Origin of the sequence: Streptomyces monticola, from assembly GCF_042665355.1 — a bacterium.
In the GTDB taxonomy this organism is placed as follows: domain Bacteria; phylum Actinomycetota; class Actinomycetes; order Streptomycetales; family Streptomycetaceae; genus Streptomyces; species Streptomyces monticola.
Window position 1 is genome coordinate 871,231 of record NZ_JBHTCF010000001.1, and the last position, 19,996, is coordinate 891,226.

Consider the following 19,996-nt stretch of genomic DNA (forward strand, 5'->3'; position numbering starts at 1 on the left):
TGCCGTAATTAACCCTCGTCACGACCGTTGACCGCGTTCTGACACGTGTCACAACATGAGCGCGACCCCGGACTTACCCGGCGGTAATTTCGCTCCTCAGCGTGGAGGTCGTGCGTGTCCCGTTCCCGTCCCAGGCTTCTGGCCCTCGCCGTCGGTGTGGCGACCGCCGCCGTCGCCGCGCCCCTCGCCCTCGCCGCACCGGCCCAGGCCACCCCCGAGGACGGCCAATTCACTGTCACCGCCCTGAAGTTCACGGTCGACGCGGGCGGCACGAGCTGCACCGTCGACGCCGACCTCTACCGGCCGGCGGGAGTCGACGCCGACCACACCGCGCCCGCCGTACTGACCACCAACGGCTTCGGCGGCAGCAAGGCCGACGGCTCGACGGACGCGACCGCCAAGGCGTTCGCCGAGCGCGGCTATGTCGCGCTCGCCTACTCCGGGCTCGGCTTCGGCAAGACCGGCTGCCCGATCTCCCTGGACGACCCGCGGATCGACGGAAAGGCCGCCTCGGGTCTGATCGACTTCCTCGCCGGCACCCGGGCCGCGGACGACGGCACCACGGCGGACTTCGTCACCAAGGACGGTTCGGGCGATCCGCGGGTCGGCATGATCGGCGGCTCGTACGGCGGGGCCGTCCAGATGGCCACCGCCTCGCAGGACCAGCGGGTCGACGCCCTGGTGCCGATGATCACCTGGCACGACCTGGCGTACTCCCTCGACCCGAACAACACCGCGCGGACGACGCCCACGGGAGTCTCGTCCGACACCCCGGGCGCGTACAAGTATCAGTGGACCAACGGGTTCTTCCTCATCGGCGAGGCCCAGGGACTGCTCAACCCGAGCCTCGACCCGTCGCGGCTCGGCGGCGCCGGCTGTCTGCACTTCGTCTCCGGGGCCTGCGAGACCAAGCGGCTCCTCGACCAGAAGCGGTATCCGGCGGACCGTACCGCCGAGATGCTGGCCTTCGCGCGCGGAGCGTCCCCCGTCTCGTATCTGCGCACGGTCAAGGCGCCGACGCTGCTCGTGCAGGGGCAGGCCGACAGCCTGTTCAACCTGAACGAGGCGACGGCGACGTACAAGACGCTCAAGGCCCAGGGCACCGAGACCAAGATGATCTGGCAGTCCTGGGGGCACAGCGGCGGGATCACCGACCCGGCCGCGGGCGAGCTCAACCTGGGGGAGGGGAATCTGGAGACCTCCTATGTCGGCAAGCGGATCCTCGCCTGGTTCGACCGCTATCTGCAGAAGGAGCAGTCCACGGACACCGGTCCCGGGTTCGCCTACTACCGGGACTGGCAGCCGGGCCAGGACGCCTACGCCACGGCGCGGAAGCCGCCCGCGCTGTCGCAGGAGCTGTATCTGTCGGGCGACGGCAAGCTCGTCGACAACCGGGCCAAGGTCGCCCGCGGCAGCCGTGAGTACCGCAACTGGCTGATCCCGACCAGTCATTCGGAGTCCTCGCTCGCCGGGATGATCGGGCTGCCCGACCCGGCCCCGCGCGACACCAAGGGCACCTACCTCGACTGGACCAGCGAACCCCTCGCCGAGGCCACGGATGTGGTCGGCGCCCCCGAGGCCACCCTCAAGGTGGTCTCGCCGAAGACGGAGCGGGTGCAGAACTCCGGCGACGCGGCGGACAAGCTGGTGCTCTTCGCCAAGCTCTACGACATCGCGCCCGACGGCTCCAAGACGCTGGTGCACCGTCTGGTGGCACCGGTGCGGGTGCCGGATGTGACCCGGAAGTTCACCGTGACCCTGCCGGGCATCGTGCACCGCTACGAGAAGGGGCACCGCCTCCAGTTCGTCGTCGCAGCGAGTGACGACGCGTACTACGGCAACAAGGGCGTGAAGCCGGTGACGGTCACCCACACGCCGGCGGACACCGGGGTGCTGCGACTTCCTGTGGTGCGGTAAGTAACCCGTACGGCCCAGCCGAGGCGTCCGGACCGACCGCTCACCGTGCGCGACCGTGAGTGACTGCCCATTCTTGTCCCAGGGGGCGGACGGCCGAACTCCGACGGAAGGGTCCAGCATGAGCCCCAACGCCTCGACCAGTGGCGGTGGCAAGAAGGGCGATTTCCTCACGCCCGGACGGCTGACCGTCGCCGGTATCGGGATTCTCGGCCTGATCTTCATCTTCGAGAACACCCGCAACACCAAGATCCGCCTGCTGATCCCCGAAGTGACCATACCGCTGTGGATGGCGCTCCTCAGCACGGGAGTGATCGGTGCCCTCTGCGGGGCCTACTTCGTCAGGAGACGCAAATGAAGCAGTGGGGACGACGGATCGCCGTGGTGGCCGGAAGTGCCGCCGCGGTCACCGGCCTTACCGTGACCGCCGCCGCGGCGGCCGGACCGCCCATGCCCGACTTCCGCGGCAAGCCGCTGGAGAGCGTCTACCGGCAGGTCGACTACCGCACCCGGGTCGACCTGGTGGACGCCAGTGGCTTCGACCGCAATGTGCTCTGGCCGCTGAACTGGAAGGTGTGCACCCAGTCCCCGGCTCCCGGCAAGAAACTGAACGGGGAAGCGGTGACCCTGCGGGTCGTCAAGGACGAGGAGAAATGCCCGAAGTAAGCGAGGGCGTATGCCCGGAGTGACCGGGCGGCGGGCGCGCGTATCCTGCGGAAATGTCTGATACGCAAGCCGGAGCCCACCTCCGCGAAGGGCCTCGCGTCGGCATACGGCACTACACGTACGCCGACGGCGAGGCCTTCGTCGCGCTCGCCCTGGAGAGCCGCGAGCTGCACCACCCCTGGCTGGCACCGCCGGTCACCGCGGAGGCCTACGCCACGTACGCGGGACGCCTGATCGACGACCCCACGAAGGCGGGGTTCCTCGTCTGTGAGCGGGCGACCGGGGACATCGCGGGGTTCATCAACATCAACAACATCGTCGAGGGCGGGTTCCTGAGCGGAGCTCTCGGCTACGGGGCCTTCGTGCATGCGGCCGGGCGCGGCCTGATGACCGAGGGTCTCGAACTCGTCGTGCGGTACGCGCTGGGGCCGGCGATGGGGCTGCACCGCCTGGAGATCAACGTTCAGCCGGACAACGAGGCGTCCATCGCGCTGGCGCGGCGCTGCGGGTTCCGGCTCGAGGGGTACTCGCCGGACTTCCTGTTCATCGACGGGGCCTGGCGTGATCACGAGCGATGGGCTCTGACCAAGGAGATGCTGCGCTGAGGACGGGCCTTTGCGCAATCCTGACCGGGAGCGGGCCTGTTCAGGGGGTCGCCGAGCGTGTTCCATGGTCATCGGGGGTGCGCCGGGCACGCCCAGTGAAGGGGAGGCCGCCTTGGCGAACGCGACCGGGACCACGATCCGCCGTGCCGAACTGACCCTGCCCGGCGTGGCGATCGGGCCGGAGAACCCGCTGCCCGCGCTGCGTCCGCTCGACGAGATGCACGCCGTGGACGAGCGCACCCGCGAAGGCCTGCCACGGGACATGGCCCGGCAGATCGGGTACGAACCGCTGCACAGCGTCCTCCCGGTGCGCATCCTCGACGGGTACGAGCGGGAGCGGTCGGAGATCACCCTCGACACGCTCGTGATCGAGAACGACCGGCTGCGGGCCACGGTCCTGCCGGGGCTCGGCGGCCGTGTCCACTCCCTGCGCCACAAGCCCACCGGACGTGAACTCCTTTACCGCAACCCGGTGTTCCAGCCCGCCGACTTCGCCCTGAACGGCGCCTGGTTCTCCGGCGGCATCGAGTGGAACATCGGCGCCACAGGCCACACCACCCTGTCCTGCGCCCCCGTGCACGCCGCCCGCGTGCCCGCGCCCGACGGCGGCGAGATGCTGCGCCTCTGGGAGTGGGAACGACTGCGCGATCTGCCCTTCCAGGTCGACCTGTGGCTGCCGGACGGCTCGGACTTCCTGTACGTGGGAGTGCGTATCCGCAACCCGCACGAGAAGCCCGCGCCCGCCTACTGGTGGTCCAATATCGCCGTACCCGAGGAGCACCGCGTCCTCGTACCCGCCGACGAGGCCTGGCACTTCGGCTACGAGCGCACCCTGCGGCGGGTGCCCGCGCCGGAGTTCGACGGCGCCGACCGGACGTATCCGCTGCGCAGCGAGTATCCGGCGGACTACTTCTACGAAGTGCCGGACGGCGAACGGCGCTGGATCGCCGCGCTCGACGACGACGGGCACGGCCTCGTCCAGACCTCCACCGACCTGCTGCGGGGCCGCAAGCTGTTCCTGTGGGGCGCGGGCACCGGCGGCCGGCGCTGGCAGAGCTGGCTCACCGAGCCCGGCACCGGCGGCTACGCGGAGATACAGGCGGGCCTCGCCCGGACCCAGCTGGAGCACGTGAAGCTGGACGCGGAGAGCGAGTTCGCCTGGCTGGAGGCGTACGGGCCGATCGAAGCCGACCCGGCCCCGGTGCACGGCACGGACTGGGCCGCGGCCCGGGCCGAGGTCGCGGGGCGGCTCGAAGCGGCCCTCCCGCGGACGGCGGTGGACACGGCCTACGAGGCGTGGCGGGCCGCCGCCGACACCGACCCCGGCGAGCGCCTCGCCACCGGCTCCGGCTGGGGCGCCCTCGAAGTCCTCCGCACCGGGCGCAAGTTGCCCGGCACGCCCTTCGACGAGTCGACGCTCGGCGACGACCAGGCGCCGTGGCTCGAACTGCTGCGCAACGGGGCCTTTCCGGCGCCGCGCAAGGTCGTACCGCCGGGGCCGAGTCTGGTCGCGCCCGGCTGGCGCGACATGCTGGAGACCGCGCCGGCCGAACCGTTCACCGAGTACCACCTCGGCATCGCGCAGTGGCACGCCGGTGATCTCGCGCAGGCGGTGCGCAGCTGGGAGCGAGGACTCGAACTCGCCCCGTCGCAGTGGCCGTTGCTGCGCTGTCTGGCCGTCGCCGACCGGGTTTCGGGCCATGCGGAGCGAGCCGCCGACCGCTATGCCGAGGCCTTCGACGACCTGTGCGCCGAGCGGCGCGACGACGGCGAGAGCTGGACCGCCGCGACGGCCGCGCTCGGCCGGGAGGCGATCGAGGCGCTGCTCGCCGTGGGCCGCACACAGCAGGCGCGGCACGTCTGGGACGGGCTGCGCCCGGAGAACCGCGAACGCGGTCGCTTCCGGCTGCTCCTGGCGCGGCTGCTGCTCGCCGAGGGCGACAAGAAAGGGGCGCGGGCGGTCTTCGACGCGGGCTTCGAGGTGGCGGATCTGCGCGAGGGCGCGGAGGTCCTCGGGGAGACGTGGGCCCGGCTCACGGATGAACCGCTTCCCGATCACTACGAGTTCCGTATGCGGCCGCCCGCGGCGACGTAGGCCCGGATCCAGGCCCGGGGAGGTCCGGAGAGGTCCGGGGAGGTCCACGGCTTCGGCCGGTGACGTAGGTCGGCGCGGGGAACGCCGTGGCCGTGCCGGTGGTCTACGGTTCGCCGCGGCGGTCCGCGTACTCGAAGATCGAGCCGTCCGGGTGCAGCGCGATGAGGTTGCGCCCCACCGGGGTGGCGACGGGGCCCGCGACCACCTGGGCGCCGGAGGCGCTGAGGATCGCGTGGGCCTCGTCCACGTCCGGGACGGCGATCGTGGCGGTCACCTTGCGCAGTACGTCGATCTCCGCCGCGGGGCCGCTCATCAGGAGGAAGCAGCCGACCGCGGCGACGGACACCCCGCCGCGCTCGAAGCGCTGCGCCGTGGAGCCCGTCACGCGTTCGTAGAACGCGACCGAAGCGTCCAGGTCATCGACGCAGATGCGCAGCGTGGTTCCCAGGATCTCCATGGACAGGAGCCTAGTTGGCGCGGGCGGGGTGTGTGATCGTTTCCGTTGATTCGGGAACTGGCTGATCCAGGGATCCAGGCTGGCTGATCCAGGGACCCTGGGAGCAAGGGGCCAAGGGGCCAAGGGGCCAAGGGGCCAAGGGGCCAAGGGGTCAAGGGGCCCAGGGGTTCCCGGTCGGTTCAGTGGCTCAGGGCCGCGTGCTCAGCGGTCGCCCTTCGCCGCGCGGATCGCGTCCCGGGTGCGGTCGATCACCGAGGCGATCGGGCCCACCGCCATGTTCTTCGTCGCGGTGTCCGTGCCCGGGTGCGGGTGGGTGGGCGCGACGGCCTCCGCGGCCTTCACCGCGCGGGCCAGGTTCTCCAGCGTCGCGCGCTCCGCGTGCTTGTGCAGATGCGCGAACTCGTAGCGCTCCTCCGCCTCCGCGTGCGCGAGCACGTCCTGGCGCAGGGCGGCGAACTTGTCCAGGAACTCGGGGGATTCGGTGTCCATCTTCTCCAGGTTCAGGAGCACCTTCTTGGCCTTCTCCTCCTCCGATACGCGGTCGTCGACGACCGCCTCGCCGCCTTCGACGTTCTTGCGGGCGAAGGGATGGACGACCTCCTCCTCCGCGGTCTCGTGCACCGCGAGCAGCCGGACGAGGTCCTGGAAGAGATGCCTGCGCTCCTCGCCCCTGGTGGATGCGACCTCGTCCATGAGGGTGCGGATACGGGTGTGCTGCTCCTTCAGGAGCGTCACCACGTCCTGGTTCTCAGCCATGTGAGCCTCCATGTCGGGATGGTTCCTGCGGGTGCGGCTCCGAGGCGCCCGGGTACCCGGGCCCGGTGGCGTTACGCCCCGAGGCGCCCGGGTACCCGGGGCGACATGGAACGCACAGAACGGACAACACGCACAGATCGACTGGACCGCAATCTGACCGACGCGCTCGCGCAGATCGTCCGCGAGACGGTGCGCGACGAGCTCCGTGACGAACTGCGCGAACAGACCCGCAAACAGCGGCGTACCGCCTCGCTGTACGCCGCGTCCGGGGCGGCGGCCCTGTACGCGGGCGGCTTCGCGGCCCTCGCGCTCGGCCTGCTGCTCGCTCTCGGACTGCCCGGCTGGGCGGCCGCGTTCATCATGGCCGGGCTGCTCGCGGCCCTGGCGTACGCGCTGCGCAGCTCGGCGCGTACGGGCGGGCGGGCACAGCACGACGCGCAGCGGGACGAGGCCATGGCGCACCCCGCGCCGGGCACCGACGCCTCGCTGCTGCCGCCGGGCGGGCCCTCCGCCGAACAGCCCGGCACCCCGGGCACGTCCGGCAGCCCCGTCGGCAGTCCCGTGAGCCCCGGCTCGCCGACGCCGCCGCCCGGCAGGCCGCCCGGACCCATGGGCACCGGCACCGATGTGCCGCCGGCCGGGCCGTACGGCACCGGCACACCGCCCGCGCAGAGTGATCCGCCCGGCCCGCAGGGGCCGCAGCCCGGGGCGAGGTGAGGCATGGCCGCCCTCGGCCGGCGCCCCAGGACCGTGGTGGTGACCGGCGCCGGGGGCGGCGTGGGCCGGGCCGTGGCCCGCGCCTTCGCCGACCGCGGCGACAAGGTCGCGCTGCTCGGCCGCGGCAGGACCGGACTCGCGGCCGCCGCCGACGAAGTGCAGCGCGCGGGCGGCGAGGCACTCGTCGTCCCCGTCGACATGGCCGACGCGAAGGCCGTCGAGGACGCCGGGCAGCGGGTCGCGCAGGAACTCGGGCCCGTGGACGTCTGGGTCAACAACGCCTTCGCGGGGATCTTCGCCCCGTTCACCGAGATCAGCCCCGACGAGTTCCGGCGCGTCACCGAAGTGACGTATCTGGGCTATGTGTTCGGCACCCGGGCCGCCCTGCGGCAGATGCTGCCGCGCGACCGTGGCACCGTCGTACAGGTCGGCTCGGCCCTCGCCTACCGGGGCGTTCCGCTGCAGTCCGCGTACTGCGGCGCCAAGCACGCCATCCAGGGGTTCAATGAATCGGTGCGCTGCGAACTGCTGCACGCGGGCAGCGGGGTGCGCACCACGATGGTGCAGCTGCCCGCGGTCAACACCCCGCAGTTCGACTGGGTGTTGAGCCGGGTGCCGGGCCGTGCCAGGCCCGTCGCGCCGGTCTACCAGCCGGAAGTGGCCGCACGCGCCGTCGTGCACGCGGCCGCGCACGGGCGCCGCCGCGAGTACTGGGTGGGCGGCAGCACCACGGCGGCCCTGATCGCCAACAAGCTCATGCCGGGCCTCCTCGACCGCTATCTGGCCCGTACCGCCTTCGCCGCCCAAGTCGAGGACGCAGACCCCGAGTTGGAGCACTCGGAGAACGGCGAAGTGGCCGACGGCACCGGCACCGGCCCCGCCACCGGCACCGGGTCGCCGCAGGGCGGCAATCTGTGGACACCGGCGGACGGGCCGCACGGCCACGACCACGGTGCCCACGGCCGGTACGACGACGAGGCGCGTGAACGCAGCGCCGCGGCCTGGTGGTCGCGCAACCGGGGCCGGATCGGGGGCCTGGCGGCGGCGGGCGCGGCGACGGTGCTGGGACGGCGCCTCATCCTCACCCGGCGGTGAGGGCCCTCATCACGCGGTGAGGGCCGTCATCAGGCGGTGGGGCCGCCCACCGGGGCCTCACACGGTCACACGATCCGGAACTCCTCGATCTCCTCCGTCCGCAGCATCAGCCCGTGCCCGAGGCCGCCGTCGGGACGTACCGTGCCGCCCGTCGGGTCCAGGACGCCGTCGAAGAACATCGACTCGATCCGTACGTGGTCGTGGAACCACTCGATGTGCCGCAGATTCGGTACGCAGGCGGCAGCCGACGCGTGGACGTGCGGGGCGCCGTGCGCGGAGACCTCCAGGCCGTGCGCCTGCGCGAGGGCGGCCGTACGCAGCCACTCGGTGAGGCCGCCGCAGCGCGTGGCGTCGGCCTGGAGGCAGTCCACCGCGGGGATCATCCGCGCGAAATAGGGGAGGTCGTAGCCGTATTCGCCGGCTGTGACATCGCATACGAGGGCCTGCCGCACCCGGTGCAGGCCCTTGAGGTCGTCCGACGAGACGGGTTCCTCGAACCAGCCCACCTCCATGTCGGCGAGCGCACCGCCGATCCTGACGGCCTGCTTGCGGGTGTAGGCGCCGTTGGCGTCGACATACAACTCCGTGCCGGGGCCCACGACTTTGCGGGCCGTGCGGACCCGCGCGAGATCGCGTTCCACGGCCCGCCCCCAGGCCTCGCCGATCTTGATTTTGACGCGGGGGATCTGCTGGCCGTGCACCCAGCCGTTGAGCTGCGCCGCCAAGTGCGTGTCGTGGTACGTCGTGAAGCCGCCGCTGCCGTACACGGGCACCGTGTCGCGGACCGAGCCGAGGAGCCGGGCGAGCGGCACCTCCAGCAGGCGGGCCTTGAGATCCCACAGGGCGATGTCGACGGCCGACAGCGCGCAGCCCGCGATGCCGGGGCGGCCCGCGTTGCGCACCGCCTTGCACATCTGGTCGTGCGCCCTCGGGATGTCGAGGGCGTCGCCGCCGGTGAGTACGGGGGCGAGCTGTTCGCGCACCACGTCTGCGGCGGCGGCGGGAGCGTAGGTCCAGCCGGTGCCGGTGGCGTCACCGGCGGTGATCTCGGTCACCACGACGGTCGTGGTGTCCCAGGAGAGGGTTCCGTCCGCCTCGGGGGCGTCGGTGGGGATGACGTAGGCGGACACGGCGGGGGGTTCGATTCTTACGGTGTTCTTCATCGGTCCGTTCGTTCTCGGGTGCCAGTACTTGGAGAGGGGAGTCCGCCGCGGGCGCCGGTGATCAGCCGGTCCGCGGCGCGGTCGGCGAGCGCCATGATCGTGAGAGCGGGGTTGGCGGCGCCCTGTGTGGGCAGCACGCTGCCGTCGGTGATGAGCAGGTTGGGGACGGAGAAGGACCTCAAGTCGGCGTCCACGACGGCGTGTTCGGGTGCGTCGCCCATCCGGCAGCCGCCCGCCAGGTGGGCGTACCGCTGCACCGTCAGGACCTCGCCCGCGCCGGCCGCGCGCAGGATGTCCGTCATCGTGGAGCGTGCGGCCGCCACCAGCGCCTCGTCGTTCCCGGACATGCTGTGCGTGAAGCGCGCCACGGGCAGCCCGTGCCGGTCGGTCTGCCGGTCGAGCGTCACGCGGTTGCCGGGGTGCGGCAGGAACTCGCACAGCGCGCCGAGTACCGCCCAGTGCGGGTAGTCGCGCATGTACGCCCGCAGCTCCGTGTAGAGGCGGGCCTTCTCCACCGTGTAGTGCTTGCCGTAGTGGCTGATCTCCTCGCCCGAGAACAGCTGCCGCATCACGAGTACGGCCTCTTCGAGCATGTCCCTGCGCAGGTGCGACGGGGGCCACGCGCCGCCGAGGATGTGCTCGTTGAGTGCTTCCCCGGTGCCGACGCCGAGCCGGAAGCGGCCTTCCGTCTGCACGGCGCTGGTCGCGGCGGCCTGCGCCACGACGGCCGGGTGGATCCGCGTGGTGGGGCAGGTGACGGCGGTCTCGTCTCCACCGGCAGCGACACGGACTCGGAGAGCGCGCCGATGACCGACCAGACGAAGGGGCTCTGTCCCTGTGCCTCGTTCCACGGGTGGTAGTGGTCGGAGATTCACAGCGAGCTGAAGCCGGCCTGTTCGGCCATCCGTGCCTGTTCGACCAACTCGGCAGGGCCGAACTCCTCGGTCGCCAGGAAGTAGCCGTACTCGGCCATGGGGTCACCTCCGGAAAGGGGCGGGTCGACCGGGTATCCCCGGTGGACGTGGGGAAACGTGCGCGACCTGGCGTTCCAGCTGAGGTGTGCTCCACGTTTGGGCGCGGTCGGCAAGGGCACGCGTCAAGCCCCGCGGCCGGGACCGTGACCGCGGGCACCGCAGCCGAGACCGTGCAGGAGGCGAACGTGAGCCGTACCCGCGTCGTGATCGTCGGGGCCGGCTTCGCCGGATTCCGGGCCGCCCGAACCCTCTCCCGGGTGGCCCGGGACCAGGCCGAGGTCGTCCTGCTCAACCCCACCGACTACTTCCTGTATCTGCCGCTGCTGCCCCAGGTCGCCGCCGGTGTCCTGGAACCGCGCCGCGTCACCGTGTCGCTGCCCGGCACGCTGCCACGGGTCCGCCTCGTCCTCGGTGAGGCCGACGGCGTCGACCTGGAGCGACGCCGGGTGAGCTACACCGACCCCGAGGGCGACCGCGGCGAGCTGTCGTACGACCGTCTCGTCCTCGCCGTCGGCAGCGTCAACAAGCTGCTGCCCGTCCCGGGCGTCGCCGAGAACGCGCACGGCTTCCGGAGCCTGCCCGAGGCCCTGTATCTACGCGATCACGTGACCCGGCAGATCGAGCTCGGCGCGGCCGCCGACACCCCCGAGGGCTGCCGCTCCCGCTGCACCTTCGTGGTCGTCGGCGCGGGCTACACCGGTACCGAAGTCGCCGCCCAGGGAAAGCTGTTCACCGACGCGCTGGTGAAGAAGCGGCCGCTGCGCCAGGGCGTCACGCCGCGCTGGATGCTTCTCGACATCGCGCCGCGCGTGCTGCCCGAACTCGACCGCCGGCTGTCCCGTACCGCCGGCAAGGTGCTGGAGCAGCGCGGCGTCGACGTACGCACGGGCACGTCCGTGAAGGAGGCCAAGCCCGATGGAGTCCTGCTCGACGACGGCGACTTCATCGACAGCCGCACCCTCATCTGGTGCGTGGGCGTGCGGCCCGACCCGCTGGTCCAGGAGGTCGGGCAGCCCGTCGAACGCGGCCGGCTCGTCGTCGACCCGCAGCTCAATGTGCCGGGCCATCCCGAGGTGTTCGCCTGCGGTGACGCCGCGGCCGTACCCGATCTGAGCGAACCCGGGAGCTTCACCCCGATGACCGCCCAGCACGCCTGGCGGCAGGGCGCCGTCGCGGGCCGTAACGTCGCCGCCTCGATGGGTATCGGCACGTCCAAGGAGTACCGCCACAACGACCTCGGTTTCACCGTGGACCTGGGCGGTGTGAAGGCGGTCGCCAACCCGCTCGGCGTCCCCCTTGCCGGTCCCGTCGCGGCCGCGGTGACCCGCGGCTACCACCTCGCCGCGATGCCGGGCAACCGGATCAGGGTCGGTGCGGACTGGCTCCTGGACGCCGTACTGCCGCGCCAGGCCGTGCAGTTGGGCCTGGTCCGCTCCTGGTCGGTCCCCCTCGACACGGCATCCCCCGAACTCGCCCGTTTGCCGGGGCCTCCGGAGCGGGATGGGAGTGCGGAGCGGGACGGGGGTGCGGAGCGGGACGAAGAGGCCGCCGGTCCCCGGGATTTGGCACCGCCCGAGAGCCCCGGAGGCCCCGGAGGCCCCGGAGGCCCCGGAGGCCCCGGAGACCCTGGAGACCCCGGAGACCCCAGGGGCCCAGGAAAGCCCGGAGGGAAGGACTGATCGCCACCATGCACACCGAACAAGTCGCCGAGCTCGCCCAGCAGTTGCGAGTGGACTCGATCCGGATGGCCGCCGCCGCGGGCTCGGGCCATCCCACCTCGTCGATGTCGGCCGCCGACCTGATGGCGGTGCTCTTCGCCCGCCATCTCCGCTACGACTTCGAGCGGCCCGAACACCCGGGCAACGACCGGTTCGTCCTCTCCAAGGGACATGCCTCGCCGCTCCTGTACGCCGCGTACAAGGCCGCCGGCGCGCTCACCGACGACGAACTGCGCACCTTCCGCACCCTCGGCAGCCGCCTCGAAGGCCATCCGACGCCGCGCCGGCTGCCGTGGGTCGAGGTCGCGACCGGCTCGCTCGGACAGGGCCTGCCGGTCGGCGTGGGCATGGCCCTCGCGGGCAAGCGCCTGGAACGTATCGGCTACCGGGTGTGGGTGCTGTGCGGTGACAGCGAACTCGCCGAGGGCTCCCTGTGGGAGGCCGCCGAGCACGCCGGGCACGAGAACCTGGACAACCTCACCGCACTCGTCGACGTCAACCGCCTCGGCCAGCGCGGCCCCACCCGGCACGGGCACGACCTGGACGCGTACGCCCGCCGCTTCGCCGCCTTCGGCTGGCACACCATCGAGGTCGCGGACGGACACGACATCGACGAACTCGACCGCGCCTACCAGGAGGCGCGCTCCACGGCGGGACAGCCCACGGTCATCCTCGCCCGCACCCTCAAGGGCAAGGGTGTGGCCGCCGCCGAGGACCGTGAGGGCCTGCACGGCAAGCCCGTGAAGAACCCCGAGGCGGCCATCGAGGAGCTGGGCGGCGTCCGCGATCTGCACGTGCAGGTCCAAGTGCCGCCCGCAGCAAGGGTGTTGCACGCCGTACGCAGTGGTCATCTGGAGCTGCCGCGCTACGAGGTCGGCGACTCGGTGGCCACCCGTACCGCCTTCGGGCAGGCGCTCACCGCGCTCGGCACGGCCCGCGGGGACGTCGTCGCCCTCGACGGAGAGGTCGGCGACTCGACCCGCGCCGAGATGTTCGCCAAGGAGCACCCCGAGCGCTACTTCGAGTGCTACATCGCCGAACAGCAGCTGGTCGCCGCCGCGACGGGCCTCTCGGTACGCGGCTTCAACCCGTTCGCGACGAGCTTCGCCGCGTTCCTGACCCGGGCGCACGACTTCATCCGCATGGCATCCATCGGCGGCGTCTCGATGAACCTGGTCGGCTCCCACGCCGGCGTCGCCATCGGGCAGGACGGCCCGTCCCAGATGGGCCTGGAGGACCTGGCGCTGTTCCGCGCGGTGCACGGCTCGACGGTGCTCTACCCGTGCGACGCCCAGCAGACCGCGCACCTCGTGGCGGAGATGGCGCAGCAGACCGGCATCCGCTATCTGCGGACGTCGCGCGGCGACACCCCGGTGATCTACGGCCCCGACGAGACCTTCCCCGTCGGCGGCAGCAAGGTGCTGCGCTCCAGCGACGAGGACGCGGTCACGGTGGTCGCCGCGGGGGTGACCGTGCACGAAGCGCTCGCCGCTGCCGACGAGTTGGCGACGGCGGGCATCCGCGTGCGGGTCATCGACCTCTACTCCGTCAAGCCCGTCGACCGCCGCACCCTGCGCGAGGCCGCGGAGCGGACCGGCTGTCTCCTCACGGTCGAGGACCACCGCGAGGAGGGCGGCCTGGGCGACGCGGTCCTGGACGCCTTCACCGACGGCAGCCCGCCCCCGCGCCTTGTCCGCCTCGCCGTCCGCACCATGCCCGGCTCGGCCACCCCGGCCGAGCAGCTCCACGCCGCGGGCATCGACGCGGAGTCGATCGCGGCGGGGGTGCGGCTGCTGGTGGAGCATGCGGTGGTGCAGTGAGGCCGGTGAGTCACCGGGGCCGGTGACTCACCGGGGCGGGCCTCCTGGTTCATTTGACGGCCCGTGCCGTTGGGTCACTTCACGGCCGGTGCCGCTGCGTCACTTCACTTCCGGTGCCGTCTTCGGCAGGGCCTCGGCCGGCTTGCACCCGGTTTCCGCGTCCGCGAGCTGTGCGGCCCGTACGCCGATGTCGGCCAGGTCCTGGCGGCGGGCGCCGTCGTCCGTGCGGGCTTCGCCCTGAGCGGTGACGGCGACGCTGAGCTGCAGGGGGCGGTTGCTCCGGTCCTCGGAAGTGCAACTCACCAGCAGGGCGAAGGAGTTGGGGGTGGACAGGGCGCGGGCGCCGAGGTCCACCTTCTTGAGGTCCTTGCCGTCGGCGATCTCCCGTGACCAGAGGTTGCGCTGCCAGTTCTCCGGGGTCGTGAGCACCAGCCTGCTGTCGATCAGCAGGGCGTTCTCGCCGTCGAGAGAGAGCAGACAGCGCGATGTCCACTCGTGGTCCTCCGGGCGCCCGCGGACGCTGGAGTCGGTGCCGACGTCGCCGCCGTCGTCGGGTACCACGCGCTGGAACGCCTTCGCCTGCGACGCGTAATCCATGTCCCCGCAGATCTTCTTCGCTTCCAGCGCCGACCGGTCGCCGCCGCCCAGGGCACCGGTGGCGAACAGAACGCCCACGAGGCCGGCGGCCAGGACCGCCGCACCGGCGCCGGTCAGCGCCATGCGCCGGTTCACTCGCTCTCCTTGTCCTGGGCGTAGCCCTTGAGGTTGGACTCGGCCTCGACGATGCCGGCCGTGGTCTTGTCGGCGATCCTGCTGTTGTAGTCGCCGGTGTTCTGCAGCCCGTTCGCCTCGGCCGCACGTTGGAAGGCGTCCTGGGTGACCGCGGCGGTGGAGTGCTTGACGTGCTCCCAGTCCTTGCCCGCGGAGTAGACGGCGTCGCCCTTGGTGTCCTGCTCGTTGCCGCTGACGATCTGGTTGATCAGGTCACCGGTGATGGTGGTGGCCACGCCGCCGACCCCGGCGCCGACGGCGGGCGAGGCGATGAACGACGCACCCACACCGATACCGGCGCCGACGATGCCCGCAGCGAACGAACCGCCGCGCGACATGGACTCGTTGTACGCCTTGTCGGCCTCCACGGCGTCACCGATGTTCGACTCGCGCCTGCCGACGCCGATGGCACCCTGCACCTCGCCCGAGTTGTGCGCGATGTTGTTGATGGCCTCCTCGGTGGAGGGGCCGTACTTGTCCGGGTGCTGCAGGTGGTAGTCCATGAGGTTGGACGCGTACGCGGTCTGGCCGAGGTTGATCGCCGCGTAGCCGTCGGGGTCCTTGCCGACGGTCATCATGAAGCGGGTCGCGTCCTGTTCGCTCAGGCCGAGCTCGCTGCCCGCGACCGGGTAGAGGGACTTCATGTCGTCGGACTGGTCGTTGGCCACGGCCCGGTTGAAGTCCGACATGTACTCGGCGGTCATCTGGCCCAGGCTGTCCTGCATGCCGCCGTGCGCGAGCCCGTCGTCCTTCGACACGCCTTCCACGACGCGGCGCATGATGTCCGTCTGAGCGTCGTTGTGGGCGGGCAGATTGCCGTGGGCCGGGGTGTCGTAGGGGTGGCCGGTCGTCGCCGACTCCAGGGCGTGCCCGAGGTTGTTGTAGCCCTTGGGGTTGTCGGAGTCACCGGTGTAGGCCGCGCCCTCGGGCCAATGGCGGTCCTCCATCAGGTAGTCGAGGTGGTCGACCTTCTCGTCGCCGACCTCGGTCTCCGAGCCGAGGAACTCCGTGGACGCCTCCGGGTTGTGGCCGAGGGCGTCCATGAAGCCGGTCATGGGGTCGAGTACGCCCATGTTGGCCATGCCGGGGGTGCGGTTGCCGTTCGCCGACCAGAACGCGTCCGGGTTCTGGAAGCCGCTGGTGCCCTGCTTCTCCGCCTTGATCAGGTCATGGCCGTAGTCCTGCAGGAACCCCTTGTCCCACTTGCCCTCGCTCATCAGGCTGCTGGTGACCTGGAAGCCGTTCAGGCCGTACGCGGAGTCGCTGGGGTTGGCGTTGAAGTCCCGCTGCTCCATGTCGCGCAGATCGTTCTGGAACTTGGTGATACCGCGGTCCGGGCTATCGGCCTTGTCGTCCGAGCGGGTCGCGGTGCCGATGGTGGTGCCGAGGTTCTTGCGGAACTCCTTGAGCTCGGCGAGCTCCGCCTTGGACAGCTGGGTGCCGGGGGGCGGGTTCATCATCTCGTTGTACTTCTCGAGGGTGTTCTCGGCCCCGGTGCGTACGGCGAAGCGGCGGGAGAACTCCGGGTCGTTCCGGTTGGCCTCCAGGAGCCGGTTGAGTTCCATGAACTCCCCGTCGGTCAGGCGGCCCTTCTTCTTCATCAGGTGCGAGGCCTTGTCCGCCTCGATGGCATCGAGCTTCTCGTAGGTGCGCTTGCCGTTGAAGCGGTCGTCGTCGGCGCCGTTGGCGTCCCGGATCAGGGCAGCGTTGCAGGCCTCGTCGGCGGCGGTGGCCTGCATCAGGATCTTCTCGAGCCGGTTCACGACCGAGTCGAGGCCCTGCTTGCGCTCCTCGGCGAAGCCCGGTGCGGCGGTGGCGGTGGGGCTGTCCCAGCGGGAGTCGACGTCCTCGACCCGGCCCTTGTCCGAGATCTTGTAGCTGTCCTTGCGGGCCTCACGCACCAGCTCGTGCAGCTGCTTCTGGTAGGTGGAGAACTCGGTGTGGGCGTCGGTGAGGAGGTTCGATATGCGCTTGGACTCGTCCGCGGCGCCCTGGTATTCGCGGGTGGCCGCCTTCATGGTGCGAAAGGCCGCCGAGGCGGCCTCGCCCTCCCAGTTGCCCTGCAGCACGTCATGCACGCCCCGGTCGAACTCGATGGCGAGCCCTTCGTACTTGGAGCGGAGCTTGCCCCAGGACTTGGCGGCCGTCTCCAGCTTCGAGAGGTCGGCTTCATTGAGATACGCGAACGAGACCATGAGCACCAATCCAGCGGCACGTGAAGGGAGTTGAGAGAAGGAACCGGGGAGCGGGCGGACGTCAGCCGAAGTCGCTCATCACGCCGCGGTCGTGCTGGGACCGCTCGTGGTCCTCCCGGCGGGTGTAGTTCCCGCGGGTGTCATGGATCTTGTCGCTGATGGACTGCAGCATCTCCTTCAGGTTGAGCACCTGCTGCGTCCAGCGGGTGTCCAGCTCGACGAGCCCGCCGGCCGTGGCCCAGGAGCCGTCGTCGGGGGCGGTGCCGAAGGAGTGCTTGTTGAGGTACTTGATCGCGTCGAAGGTGTCCTCCTGGGACACCCGGTCGGCGTTGTCCGTGTCGCCGCGCAGCTCGACGAGGTTGTTGCTGGCCGTGTTGAGCTTGTCGGTGTCGACTCTGGTGGTCGGCCCCGAGGGTTCAGCTGGACGCATGGTCCGGGTCCCTCCCCGTTGTGGGCGCGCGAACGCAAGCGACCAGCGATGGAATCGAGCCACCGGGCGCGCCTAATTGACGGGAACCTATCAATCCCCTTATGCGCTCACAACGGCTTCTTGCAGGGCGGACGGATTGATACCGGATTCACACAACACCGCCATGGCCGTCCCGCGCCCGATGGCGGCGAGCCCGAGCAGCAGGTGGTCGCAGCCGATGAGCGGCGCCCCCGCGCGCTCCGCCGCCTCTTCGGCGATGGCGATGGCCTTGCGGGAGTAAGGCGTCCAGGCGATCCGCTCCGCGGCCTGCGAGGCGCCCGTGCTCAGGAGGGACGCGACCGCGTCGTGCACCGTGGCGCGCGGGGCTCCGGCGGCCGCGAGCAGTCGTGTGGCGCTGTTCTCCTGTGCCGTCAGGCCGTACAGCAGGTGCTCGGTGCCGATGTAGTTGTTGCGGTGCTGCACGGCCGCCCGCTTCACGTGGGTCATCGCCGTGCGCAGCTCTTCGGTGAAGTCCTCCTGGCTGTAGCGCTTGTGGGGGGCGTGGAAGCGCTGCTGCGCCGCCTGCCGGGTCACGCCGAGCGCCGAGCCGATGTCGGCCCAGGAGACGCCGTGCATGCGGCAGTGCTCGACGTAGTCCTCCACGAGGTCGTCGGCGAGTGCCTGGAGTCGGCCGGAGAGGTGCGCGGCCGTGGTCAGGAGCGCGAGCCAGTCGGGCTGCTCCTGGCCGGTGGCGGTGTGGGCGGTGGCGCAGGTGCGGTCCACCTCGGCTATGAGGTCGTCCAGGTCGGGAAGTGGCATACGTCAAGTGAGCCTTGACAGTCCTCAAGTGTCAAGGGTGGGTTGCCAGTTGAAGGGGGAGGGGGCTCTGATCCCCGCGCTCATGGTGGTCGGCCGGCCCTCCGGGGCTCCTCACTCCGGATACGCCGCCGTCCCCTCCCGTGCCACCTCCACCCGCACCAGGGCCGGGCCGCCGCCCGCCGGTTCCAGGGCGCGGGGGAGTTCCGCGCGCAGCTCCTCCGGGGTGACGGCGTGGGTCGCGGGGCAGCCGAAGGCCGTGGCCAGAGCCGTGAAGTCGATGCCGCCGATGTCCGTGCCGGGTACATCGCCGGCGCCGATGCGCAGGCCGAGTGCCTTGACCGCCTCGTAGCCGCCGTTGTCGAGCAGGACGAACGTCACCGGCGCCCGGTGCCGGACCGCGGACCAGATGGCCTGCACCGAGTACAGCGCCGAACCGTCGCCGACCACGCACACCACCCGCCCGTCACCCACAAGGGCCCGGCCCACGGCGAGCGGCAGGCCCCAGCCGAGCGCACCACTGCCCGTGGTGAGGAAGCCGCCGGGGCGGGTGATCGGCACGCGCGCGTGCAGGGCCTCGCGGTGGCTCGGGGCCTCCTCGACCAACACCCCTGCCGGGTCGGTGAGTTCGGACAGTACGTCCAGGACGTACGCCGCCGAGAGCGGCTCCGATTCGGTGGCCCGCGGAGTACGGGGGCGGGGCGGGGGAGCGGTGCGCGTCGCCGGTTTCACCAGGCCCGTCAGGGCCTCGACGCCCGCTCGTACCGTCGTGAGCAGGCTCGTGCCGATCGGCAGCCACGCCGCCTGCGCCGGGTCGCAGTCCAGGTGGAACAGTTCGCAGTCGTCGGCGAGGAGCGGTCCTCCGCCACTGACGTGATACGTGAACAGGGCCGCCCCGAGCGCCACCACCACGTCGTTGTGGGCGAGCCGCGCCGCCAACTGCCCGCGCACCGGCGGCAGAAACCCCTGGAAGAGCGGGTGCGTTTCCGGGAAGCCCGAGCGTCCCGAGAGCGGGCTGATCCAGACCGCCGCGCGGATGCGCTCGGCCAGGGCCACCACCGCCTCAAGGGCCCCGTCGTCCTCCACACCCGGACCCACCACCAGCGCGGGCCGCGCGCAGGAGTCGAGCCGCTCGGCCAGGTCCGCGAGGACGGCGGGCGCGGCCGTGAACGTGTCATGGACCGTGCGGGGCGGCACGTGCGCGGCCGGCGCGTCCCAGTCGTCCTCCGGCACCGACAGGAACACCGGGCCCCGCGGATGTGTCATCGCCACCCGGTGCGCCTCGGCGAGCGCGGCCGGCACATCCTCGGCGCGCTGCGGCTGACGGCTCCACTTCACATACGGACGGGGGAACTCGGCGGGTTCGTCGGCGCCCAGGAAGGGGTGCAGGGGCAGCAGTGGACGGGACTGCTGGCCCGCCACGATCACCACCGGCACCCGGTCGCGGCAGGCGTTGAACACGGCGCCGAGAGCGTGTCCCACACCGCCCGCGGAGTGCAGATTCACCAGGGCGGCGCGGCCCGTGCCGAGGGCGTGGCCCGCTGCCATGCCGACGGCCACGGACTCCTGCAGGCCGAGGACGTAGCGGAAGTCGTAGGGCCAGTCGCGCAGCAAGCGCAGCTCCGTGGAGCCCGGGTTGCCGAACACGGTCGTCATTCCGGTCTGCCGGCAGAATTCCAGCACGGCTTCGCGGACGGTGGGTTGCGGCGGGATCAGGGGCAAGTCCTCAACTCCCTCGGTTCTTGCGGGTCCTTCGGTTCTTGCGGGTCCTTCGGTTCCTGCCGGTCCTTCGGTTCCTGCCGGTCCCTCAGCTCTGGCGGGCCGG

At 71.3% G+C, this 19,996-nt stretch carries 18 protein-coding genes and 1 pseudogene; 9 read left to right on the forward strand and 10 right to left on the reverse strand.

The annotated features are described in order from the left end of the window. Positions 1 to 114 precede the first annotated feature (114 nt). From ACFQVC_RS03555 to ACFQVC_RS03575, 5 genes are all read left to right on the forward strand, one after another. Positions 115 to 1,917 (forward strand): CocE/NonD family hydrolase, encoded by a 1,803-nt coding sequence (locus ACFQVC_RS03555; protein WP_381826269.1) that lies wholly within the window; start codon positions 115 to 117, stop codon positions 1,915 to 1,917. A 118-nt stretch (positions 1,918 to 2,035) separates the two neighbouring features. Next, positions 2,036 to 2,272 carry a LapA family protein gene (locus ACFQVC_RS03560; RefSeq protein ID WP_381826271.1) on the forward strand — a complete coding sequence of 79 codons (237 nt, stop codon included), beginning with the start codon at positions 2,036 to 2,038 and terminating at the stop codon, positions 2,270 to 2,272. Beyond that, complete coding sequence (locus ACFQVC_RS03565) at positions 2,269 to 2,580, forward strand: PASTA domain-containing protein (protein WP_381826273.1); 312 nt, start codon at positions 2,269 to 2,271, stop codon at positions 2,578 to 2,580. Before ACFQVC_RS03560 ends, ACFQVC_RS03565 begins: the two co-directional genes overlap by 4 nt. A 53-nt stretch (positions 2,581 to 2,633) precedes the next feature. Beyond that, a complete protein-coding gene (locus tag ACFQVC_RS03570; protein WP_381826275.1) occupies positions 2,634 to 3,185 on the forward strand; it encodes a GNAT family N-acetyltransferase in 552 nt (183 codons plus the stop codon). A gap of 64 nt (positions 3,186 to 3,249) precedes the next feature. Next, positions 3,250 to 5,280, forward strand: a complete 2,031-nt coding sequence (locus tag ACFQVC_RS03575) for a DUF5107 domain-containing protein (protein WP_381826277.1) — start codon at positions 3,250 to 3,252, stop codon at positions 5,278 to 5,280. A 103-nt stretch (positions 5,281 to 5,383) separates the two neighbouring features. Here ACFQVC_RS03575 and ACFQVC_RS03580 read toward each other — a convergent pair whose 3' ends face one another. Both ACFQVC_RS03580 and ACFQVC_RS03585 read right to left on the reverse strand, forming a co-directional pair. Further along, positions 5,384 to 5,737, reverse strand: coding sequence for a VOC family protein (locus tag ACFQVC_RS03580; RefSeq protein WP_381826279.1), 354 nt, complete (start codon positions 5,735 to 5,737; stop codon positions 5,384 to 5,386). 201 nt (positions 5,738 to 5,938) lie between these two features. After that, positions 5,939 to 6,493: a hemerythrin domain-containing protein gene (locus ACFQVC_RS03585; protein ID WP_381826281.1), complete on the reverse strand. Its 555-nt coding sequence runs from the start codon at positions 6,491 to 6,493 to the stop codon at positions 5,939 to 5,941. 105 nt (positions 6,494 to 6,598) lie between these two features. On the opposite strand from ACFQVC_RS03585, the gene ACFQVC_RS03590 reads away from it, so the two are divergent. Both ACFQVC_RS03590 and ACFQVC_RS03595 read left to right on the forward strand, forming a co-directional pair. Beyond that, a complete protein-coding gene (locus ACFQVC_RS03590; protein WP_381826283.1) occupies positions 6,599 to 7,210 on the forward strand; it encodes a phage holin family protein in 612 nt (203 codons plus the stop codon). Between the two features lie 3 nt (positions 7,211 to 7,213). Further along, complete coding sequence (locus ACFQVC_RS03595) at positions 7,214 to 8,305, forward strand: SDR family oxidoreductase (RefSeq protein WP_381826284.1); 1,092 nt, start codon at positions 7,214 to 7,216, stop codon at positions 8,303 to 8,305. Positions 8,306 to 8,370: 65 nt separating this feature from the next. Here ACFQVC_RS03595 and ACFQVC_RS03600 read toward each other — a convergent pair whose 3' ends face one another. From ACFQVC_RS03600 to ACFQVC_RS03610, 3 genes and pseudogenes are all read right to left on the reverse strand, one after another. Next, positions 8,371 to 9,468, reverse strand: coding sequence for an enolase C-terminal domain-like protein (locus ACFQVC_RS03600; RefSeq protein WP_381826286.1), 1,098 nt, complete (start codon positions 9,466 to 9,468; stop codon positions 8,371 to 8,373). Further along, positions 9,465 to 9,944 carry a GMC oxidoreductase gene (locus ACFQVC_RS03605; protein ID WP_381827088.1) on the reverse strand — a complete coding sequence of 160 codons (480 nt, stop codon included), beginning with the start codon at positions 9,942 to 9,944 and terminating at the stop codon, positions 9,465 to 9,467. The genes ACFQVC_RS03600 and ACFQVC_RS03605 overlap by 4 nt, the downstream gene beginning before the upstream one ends. Before the next feature lie 15 nt (positions 9,945 to 9,959). Beyond that, positions 9,960 to 10,441, reverse strand: a pseudogene (locus ACFQVC_RS03610) (TIGR03557 family F420-dependent LLM class oxidoreductase); the annotation flags it as partial. 186 nt (positions 10,442 to 10,627) lie between these two features. Between ACFQVC_RS03610 and ACFQVC_RS03615 the strand changes: the two are divergent. Next, positions 10,628 to 12,121, forward strand: coding sequence for an NAD(P)/FAD-dependent oxidoreductase (locus tag ACFQVC_RS03615; protein WP_381826288.1), 1,494 nt, complete (start codon positions 10,628 to 10,630; stop codon positions 12,119 to 12,121). Positions 12,122 to 12,129: 8 nt separating this feature from the next. Continuing rightward, positions 12,130 to 13,980: a transketolase gene (locus ACFQVC_RS03620; protein ID WP_381826290.1), complete on the forward strand. Its 1,851-nt coding sequence runs from the start codon at positions 12,130 to 12,132 to the stop codon at positions 13,978 to 13,980. A 99-nt stretch (positions 13,981 to 14,079) separates the two neighbouring features. On the opposite strand, the gene ACFQVC_RS03625 is transcribed toward ACFQVC_RS03620, so the two are convergent. The 5 genes from ACFQVC_RS03625 to mdlC all read right to left on the reverse strand — a co-directional run bounded on the left by ACFQVC_RS03625 (position 14,080) and on the right by mdlC (position 19,893). Then, complete coding sequence (locus ACFQVC_RS03625; RefSeq protein ID WP_381826292.1) at positions 14,080 to 14,712, reverse strand: hypothetical protein; 633 nt, start codon at positions 14,710 to 14,712, stop codon at positions 14,080 to 14,082. Further along, on the reverse strand, positions 14,709 to 16,946 hold the full coding sequence (locus ACFQVC_RS03630) for a DUF6571 family protein (protein ID WP_381826293.1): 2,238 nt from the start codon (positions 16,944 to 16,946) through the stop codon (positions 14,709 to 14,711). The genes ACFQVC_RS03625 and ACFQVC_RS03630 overlap by 4 nt, the downstream gene beginning before the upstream one ends. A gap of 61 nt (positions 16,947 to 17,007) precedes the next feature. Further along, positions 17,008 to 17,376 (reverse strand): hypothetical protein, encoded by a 369-nt coding sequence (locus ACFQVC_RS03635; protein WP_381826294.1) that lies wholly within the window; start codon positions 17,374 to 17,376, stop codon positions 17,008 to 17,010. Positions 17,377 to 17,475: 99 nt separating this feature from the next. Next, positions 17,476 to 18,174 (reverse strand): Clp protease N-terminal domain-containing protein, encoded by a 699-nt coding sequence (locus ACFQVC_RS03640; protein ID WP_381826296.1) that lies wholly within the window; start codon positions 18,172 to 18,174, stop codon positions 17,476 to 17,478. A gap of 111 nt (positions 18,175 to 18,285) precedes the next feature. Then, positions 18,286 to 19,893, reverse strand: a complete 1,608-nt coding sequence (gene mdlC / locus ACFQVC_RS03645; protein WP_381826298.1) for a benzoylformate decarboxylase — start codon at positions 19,891 to 19,893, stop codon at positions 18,286 to 18,288. Positions 19,894 to 19,996 lie beyond the last annotated feature (103 nt).